Here is a 6,561-nt window from a genome sequence, read left to right on the forward strand (position 1 = left end):
CCTGTCGGTGATGCTCGCAGCCGGCGACACGTTCCGCGCCGCCGCGATTGAGCAGTTGAAGATCTGGGGCGAGCGCACCAAATCGCCGGTCATCGCCTCGAAGCTTGGCGCCGACGCCGCCGGCCTCGCTTACGACGCCTTCGAACAGGCCAAGCAAGCCGGCTCCGACGTGCTGATCATCGACACCGCCGGGCGGTTGCAGAACAAGACCGAGCTGATGGCGGAACTGGAAAAGATAGTTCGGGTGCTGGGCAAGCTCGATCCGGAGGCGCCGCACACCGTGCTGCAGACGGTCGACGCCACCACCGGCCAGAACGCGCTCAACCAGGTCGAGATCTTCCGCAATGTCGCCGGCGTCAATGGCCTGGTGATGACCAAGCTGGACGGCACGGCACGCGGCGGTATTCTGGTGGCGATCGCGGCAAAGCACAAATTGCCGGTTTATTTCATCGGCGTCGGCGAACAAGTCGACGACCTCGAACCTTTCTCCGCAAGCGAGTTCGCCAGGGCGATCGCTGGAGTGGCCTAACAAGCATGATCCCAAAAAGTTGCAGACTTTTTGGACAGGATCGTGCGTAAGAAGGAAGCCTATGAACCCGCCCATCCTCGAACGCGACCCGTCCGACCCACAGAAACAGAAGAAGGAAGGCGTCAATCCGCTGCTCAAGCTGGTGCTGGAGCTCGGCCCGCTGATGGTGTTCTTCTTTGCCAACGCGCGTGGCGCGTGGCTGACGCAGAAATTTCCGGCGCTGGCCGAATTCGGCGGGCCGATCTTCGTCGCCACCGGCCTGTTCATGGCGGCCACCGCGATCGCGCTGATCGCCTCCTGGCTGCTCACCCGCACCTTGCCGATCATGCCGATGGTGTCGGGCGTCGTGGTGTTCGTCTTCGGCGCGCTGACGCTCTATCTGCAGGACGACATCTTCATCAAGATGAAGCCGACCATCGTCAACATGCTGTTCGGCGGCGTCCTGCTCGGCGGCCTGTTCTTCGGCAAATCACTGCTCGGCTACGTCTTCGATTCGGCCTTCAGCCTCGATGCCGAAGGCTGGAAGAAACTCACCTTCCGCTGGGGCCTGTTTTTCCTGTTCCTGGCCCTTGTCAACGAAGTGGTCTGGCGGAATTTTTCCACCGACGCATGGGTTACCTTCAAGGTTTGGGGAATCATGCCGATCACGCTTCTTTTCACCTTCAGCCAGATGCCGCTGATCATGCGCCATTCGCTTGAAGGCAAGCCCGGAAAAGAAGAGAAGGCCGGCAAGTAACAGTTGGGGAGAGGGCATGGAATTCGTCACCACGCGCGAAGAGCTGAGAACGATCTACAAGACGCCTCGGCCGACCGACGGCTCTATCCGCAAGGAATTGAAGGCGCTGGATGGTCACAGCCGTTCTTTCATCGGCAAAAGCCCCTTCGTGCTGATCGGCTCCTCCGACGGCGCCGGCAATGCCGATGTGACGCCGAAGGGCGACAAGCCCGGCTTTGCCGTCGTGCTCGACGAGAGGACCATCGCCATCCCCGACCGGCCCGGCAACAACCGGCTCGACACGCTTGAGAACATTCTTATCAACCCCTCGGTCGGGCTGCTCTTTCTCATTCCAGGCATGAACGAGACGCTGCGCGTCAACGGCGATGCTCGCATCACCGTCGATGCGGGCTTGCGCGAGCGGCTCGCGGTCGACGGCAAGGAACCGCAAAGCGTCGTCCTGGTGACGGTCAAGGCCGCCTACATGCACTGCGCCAAGGCTTTCATGCGCTCCGATTTGTGGAAGCCCGAAAGCTGGTACGACCGCGCGACGCTGCCGACGCTCGGCCAGATCCTGCGCGACCAGTTGGCGCTCGCCGATTCGGCCGAGGCGACCGACCGCTGGCTGGATGACGAATACAAACACACCATGTGGTAGACTGTTTCGGACATGATCCGTCCGAAACACCTCTCGGCCCTCGACGCCTGCTGACCGGCCGCGCTGCAACCATCAAAGGTCGCGGCGAAATTCCTTCAGCGTTTGCTGCGCATCGTCTCGACATCGGTCTCGCCAACGAACCAGTCCCGCGCAGCGACCTCCTCGAAAACCACCCAGACGTCGTTGCTGGTCAGGCCGGTGGCGCCGGTGATGGCCGCGGTCACCTGGGCGGCGATCGCGGCCTTCTTGCCGGCCGGGTTATCGGCAATCACCTCCTTGACCAGGCGGATGTTCACGAATGGCATGGCGCCCTCCCCTGGGATATTGCTTGGCGGCCGCTCAAAATGTCTTTGCGCCGTTGACCATCAGCCGGACCATGTAGAGTGAGGTCGTGCCGGCGATGTAGAGGCAGTTCAGCTTGTTGCCGCCGAACACGCAATTGGCGACGACTTCCGGCACCTTGATCCTGCCGATCAGCGTCCCGTCCGGATCGTAGCAATGGATGCCGTCGGCGGCACTGGTCCAGATCCTACCTTGATCGTCGAGCCTGAAGCCATCGAACAGGCCGGCCGCGCAGTCGGCGAAGACTTTTTCGCCGGACACCTTCTTGCCACCCTTGTCGACATTGAACACCCGCATATGCGCCGGATTCTGCGCGCCGTGCGTGCGGCCGGTATCGACGACATAGAGCTTGCTTTCGTCGAGCGAGAAGGCAAGCCCGTTGGGCCTGACCATATCGGTGATGACAGCGTCGATCTCACCGGTGCCGGGATCGGCCCGGTAGACATGGCAGGCGCCGATCTCGCTCTCGGCCTTGTCGCCCTCATAGTCCGTGTCGATGCCGTAGGTTGGGTCGGTGAACCAGATCGACCCGTCGGACTTGACCACTGCATCGTTGGGCGAGTTCAGCCGCTTGCCGCGCCATTTGTCGGCGATGGTGGTGATTGAGCCGTCATGCTCGGTGCGGCTGACCCGCCGGCCCGAATGCTCGCAAGTGACCAGCCGACCCTGCCGGTCAACGGTGTTGCCATTGGAATTACCCGACGGCTGCCGGAACACGCTGACGCTGCCGTCGGTCTCGTCGTAACGCAGCATGCGGTTGTTGGGGATGTCGGACCACACCACATAACGGCCGGCCGCGAACCAGGCCGGCCCTTCCGCCCAACGGCATCCGGTGAACAGCTTTTCCACCTGCGCATTGCTGTTGAACAGCCGCGCAAAACGTGGATCGAGAATCTCGTAGTCTTCGGCGGCCATGATTTTCCTCCCAGTCATGCAAATCGGTGATGCCGGCGCGATCAAGCCAGCCGGCGATCAATATGGCAAGATCGCTGATATCAGTCTCACCGCATCTTGAGGCATCGAGGCAAGCTGCGGCAGTGCCGCCTGCCCAAATGACGGGGTTCATGCGCCGTTAACCGGCTATGCGTCCGGCGCAATGGTGCATTGCAACATCTTCTTTTTGCAACGCACCATAACTATGTCATGCTCCATACAGATCAAGGGAGGAACAACCTGCCGCAACAATGCGGCGCAAAAGGAACCTCGCTATGATTCTCGACAGCCTCATGAGCCGCGCTCGCGCCACCATCGCCAAGCGCCGGCAATACAACCGCCTCGTCGCCGAAATCGACTCCTTTTCCAGCCGCGATCTGGCCGACATGCGCGCCGACCGCAGCGAAATGCTCTATCAGGTCCACAAGCAGATCTACGGCTGAGGCGAACGCATGATCCCGAACCGAAGGTCAGCGCAGCAAAAAGTTGCAGACTTTTCGGACGAGATCATGCGCAACCAGAACTGTTTGATCGGGCTTAGCCGATCCATTCGATCCAGCGGCCGTGATAATCGCAATGGGCCAAGCGGCGTGTCTCGCCGCCGGGCCATAGAGTGAGGCTGAGTACCGCCCAATTGTTTGTGGGATCGCGCGGCTCCATCCTCAGCCTTGCGATAGGCGCAGCGGCCGTGGCCTGTCTGCCCGCCTGCTCCAGCGCAGCGGTGATGGCATCCTTGGTCGCCCGCGGCAGGTACTGCCACATGATCGAATGGTAGAGCACGAAGGCGCCGCCCCGCTGCCGTGCGGCCAGTGCCTTCTCGACAAAATCCGCCGCGTCCGCTTTGACAAGCAGCGGTGGAAATTTTTCGGCAAGTGACAGCGCGGCGTCGAGCCGGGCCAGCCGCGCTGCCTGATCGGCCCAGACAAAAGACCGAAGCCGTAACCGCGCCGCTGCGTCGGCGACGTCCACCGGCGCGACGTCGCAGCCGGCGCGGTAGCGGACGTCGATCGCCCCACCAAGCGGAACAGCGCGGCCGCGCGCCTCCGGCGCCAACCGGGCGGGGGAGGCCGGGTCGCCCCACTCGGCATCGCGGTAGCTGTAGTGAAAGCTGTCGAACAGGAGATTGAGCCCGGCGCTGGCGCCGATCTCGCACAGATCCAGCGGCAGGCCGGTTTCCCGCGCGACCGTCAGAAATCCAGGCAGCAGCATCGCCGACCGGGCGATTTCATTGGTCTGCGGCGCGCCGGCGAGGCCGGCGACGATCCGCTCGTCGGATCGCGCAATTGCCTCCGGCAGCACCGCCGCGATCTCGGATTCGCTTGTCTGGTTGGGCGGATAGATCAGTGCCAGTCGCTCACTGGCACCCGTCAGGACCAACGCATGCAGCGCGCCGCAGACCCGCAATGCGAGGGCGTCGGCGCGCGCGTCGCCCGGCCAGCCGAGCACCGCCTGCCCGGTCCTGGTGTTTGCGTCGAGAACCTTGGCCAACGCACGGCATAAATTCGCGGTGAAGGGCGAGCCAAGTCCATCGCAGGCTTTCGCCTGAGCCAGAAAATGATCGCGAATGTCCCGTTCGACCATCGCGTTTCCGCCGTCTCAGCCCGGCGCGGCCAGCGCCTTCTCGATCTCCGGCAAAAGCAGCGTCTGCGCCGAGCCTGGCGTCAGCGGGCCGACATGCTTGTAGGCGATATTGCCGTCCTTGCCGACGACGAAGGTTTCCGGCACGCCGTAGACGCCCCAGTCGATCGCCGCGCGCCCTGCCGCGTCGACGCCGATCGCCTGGAACGGATTGCCGAGATCGCCGAGGAACCGGCGGGCGTTTTCCGGCTGGTCCTTGTAGTTGAGCGCTGCGATGACGAAGCGCTTGTCCTGCGACAGCGCCAGCAGCACCGGATGTTCGTCACGGCATGGCCCGCACCAGGACGCGAAGACGTTGACCAGCGTGACCTTGCCGGCGAACTGCTTGGAGTCGAGCCCCGGCAAATTCATGCCCTCCAGCGCCGGCAGATTGGTCTGCGGCGCCGGCAGGCCGATCAGCGCCGATGGCACCTCCGAGGTGTCGCGGCCGGACAGCAGCTGCGTCAGGAACAGCCCAGCCAGCCCGAGGAAAATCAGCAGCGGCAAAAGCACGATCAGGCGCCGCCCGCGCGCCGGCGTTTTGGCCTCCATGCTCATCGCTTCCTTGTCCCCGCCTTGTCGGAGCGACGCCGCACGCCGGACGCTTCCAGCTCGGCGAGATCCCGCTTGCGTGCCCGTTGGTCGAGAAGGATCCAGCCGACCAGCCCGGCCAGAACTACGGCCGTGATGGCATAGGCGGCGGTCACATAGAGCGCATGCGCGCTCATATGGTTCGCTCCGCCGGCGCAAAGCCTTTCCGCCGGACCATTTCGCTTCGTTCGAACATGTCTTTCCTTAACCTTGCGCTATCGGCTTCGCAATCGACAGCAGCGCCGCAGCCCTTGAGGTCAGGCGGCCGTCTAATTTAGTCCGCCCCATGACGCAGCGCCAGCGCCGCTGCAACCGGCCCCAGCACGGCAAGAAACAAGGTCAGCGCGGCGAGAATGAGGAAAGGCTGCAGGAACGGATCGGGGTCCGCCACCGCGCCATAGCTTGCCGAGACGCCAAAGATCAGCACCGGAATGGTCAGCGGCAATACCAGCACCGAGATCAACAGCCCGCCGCGCGGCAGCGCCACCGCCACCGCCGCGCCGGCAGCGCCGATGAAGGTGATCGCCGGCGTGCCGACCAAAAGGGTCAGCGCCGTGGCGCCGATGCCGATCGGCTCCATATTCATGAACAGGCCAAGCAGGGGTGCCGCGATAACCAGCGGCAGCACGCTTCCCGCCCAATGCGCCAGGCATTTCGTCAGCACGGTCAACGCCAGCACGTGCCGGTCGTCGCCGAGCACCAGAAGATCGAGCGAGCCGTCTTCCCGGTCGGCCTGGAACAATCGGTCGAGACCGAGCAGGCAAGCGAGCAAGGCGCCGATCCACAGGATTGCCGGGCCGATGCGGGCGAGCAGATTGAGGTCCGGTCCGACGCCGAAGGGGATCGTGGCGATCACCGCGAGAAAGAAGATCACGCCGGTCAGCGCCCCGCCCCCGGCGCGGATACTGAGGCGGATGTCGCGAAGGAAGAGGGACCACATTACGATGCAGCCCCGATGTATTCGTAATGGCCAGGCAAAGGCCGGAGTTCCTTCACGCCCCCCTCTGTCCTGCCGGACATCTCCCCCACTTGGGGGGAGATTGGCTGTCGGCTCCGCTTTCGCCAATTTTCAACATTGCAAATTGGGCGGCGACGCCGAAGCCGCCGATCTCCCCCCAAGTGGGGGAGATGTCCGGCAGGACAGAGGGGGGCGCCGTGGAGCTCCGACATCAAACG

The 6,561-nt window shown here is 63.5% G+C and carries 10 protein-coding genes; 4 read left to right on the forward strand and 6 right to left on the reverse strand.

All coding sequences use genetic code 11. The features are described 5' to 3' along the window. From EOC93_RS32060 to EOC93_RS32070, 3 genes are all read left to right on the forward strand, one after another. A partial coding sequence (locus EOC93_RS32060; RefSeq protein ID WP_164759364.1) for a signaling recognition particle receptor family protein occupies nucleotides 1-529 on the forward strand: 529 nt, incomplete at its 5' end. A gap of 61 nt (nucleotides 530-590) precedes the next feature. After that, on the forward strand, nucleotides 591-1,265 hold the full coding sequence (locus EOC93_RS32065; RefSeq protein WP_095484881.1) for a septation protein A: 675 nt from the start codon (nucleotides 591-593) through the stop codon (nucleotides 1,263-1,265). 16 nt (nucleotides 1,266-1,281) lie between these two features. Then, on the forward strand, nucleotides 1,282-1,902 hold the full coding sequence (locus tag EOC93_RS32070) for a pyridoxamine 5'-phosphate oxidase family protein (RefSeq protein WP_095484880.1): 621 nt from the start codon (nucleotides 1,282-1,284) through the stop codon (nucleotides 1,900-1,902). Nucleotides 1,903-1,997: 95 nt separating this feature from the next. On the opposite strand, the gene EOC93_RS32075 is transcribed toward EOC93_RS32070, so the two are convergent. Then, nucleotides 1,998-2,207, reverse strand: coding sequence for a tautomerase family protein (locus EOC93_RS32075; protein ID WP_127206615.1), 210 nt, complete (start codon nucleotides 2,205-2,207; stop codon nucleotides 1,998-2,000). A 34-nt stretch (nucleotides 2,208-2,241) separates the two neighbouring features. Next, the gene (locus EOC93_RS32080; protein ID WP_095485114.1) at nucleotides 2,242-3,162 is read right to left on the reverse strand and encodes an SMP-30/gluconolactonase/LRE family protein; all 921 of its coding nucleotides are present in this window, start codon (nucleotides 3,160-3,162) and stop codon (nucleotides 2,242-2,244) included. Between the two features lie 290 nt (nucleotides 3,163-3,452). On the opposite strand from EOC93_RS32080, the gene EOC93_RS32085 reads away from it, so the two are divergent. Then, on the forward strand, nucleotides 3,453-3,620 hold the full coding sequence (locus EOC93_RS32085) for a hypothetical protein (RefSeq protein ID WP_095485113.1): 168 nt from the start codon (nucleotides 3,453-3,455) through the stop codon (nucleotides 3,618-3,620). A 94-nt stretch (nucleotides 3,621-3,714) separates the two neighbouring features. Here EOC93_RS32085 and EOC93_RS32090 read toward each other — a convergent pair whose 3' ends face one another. From EOC93_RS32090 to ccmB, 4 genes are all read right to left on the reverse strand, one after another. After that, entirely contained in the window at nucleotides 3,715-4,758 is a 1,044-nt protein-coding gene (locus EOC93_RS32090; protein ID WP_126104335.1) for a DUF2332 family protein, read from the reverse strand. Between the two features lie 15 nt (nucleotides 4,759-4,773). Next, on the reverse strand, nucleotides 4,774-5,352 hold the full coding sequence (locus EOC93_RS32095; RefSeq protein WP_095484878.1) for a DsbE family thiol:disulfide interchange protein: 579 nt from the start codon (nucleotides 5,350-5,352) through the stop codon (nucleotides 4,774-4,776). Continuing rightward, entirely contained in the window at nucleotides 5,349-5,522 is a 174-nt protein-coding gene (gene ccmD / locus EOC93_RS32100; protein WP_095484877.1) for a heme exporter protein CcmD, read from the reverse strand. The genes EOC93_RS32095 and ccmD overlap by 4 nt, the downstream gene beginning before the upstream one ends. Before the next feature lie 137 nt (nucleotides 5,523-5,659). After that, a complete protein-coding gene (gene ccmB / locus EOC93_RS32105) occupies nucleotides 5,660-6,325 on the reverse strand; it encodes a heme exporter protein CcmB (RefSeq protein WP_095484876.1) in 666 nt (221 codons plus the stop codon). Nucleotides 6,326-6,561 lie beyond the last annotated feature (236 nt).

Origin of the sequence: Mesorhizobium sp. M6A.T.Ce.TU.002.03.1.1, from assembly GCF_003997275.1 — a bacterium.
Classification (GTDB): Bacteria; Pseudomonadota; Alphaproteobacteria; order Rhizobiales; family Rhizobiaceae; genus Mesorhizobium; species Mesorhizobium mediterraneum.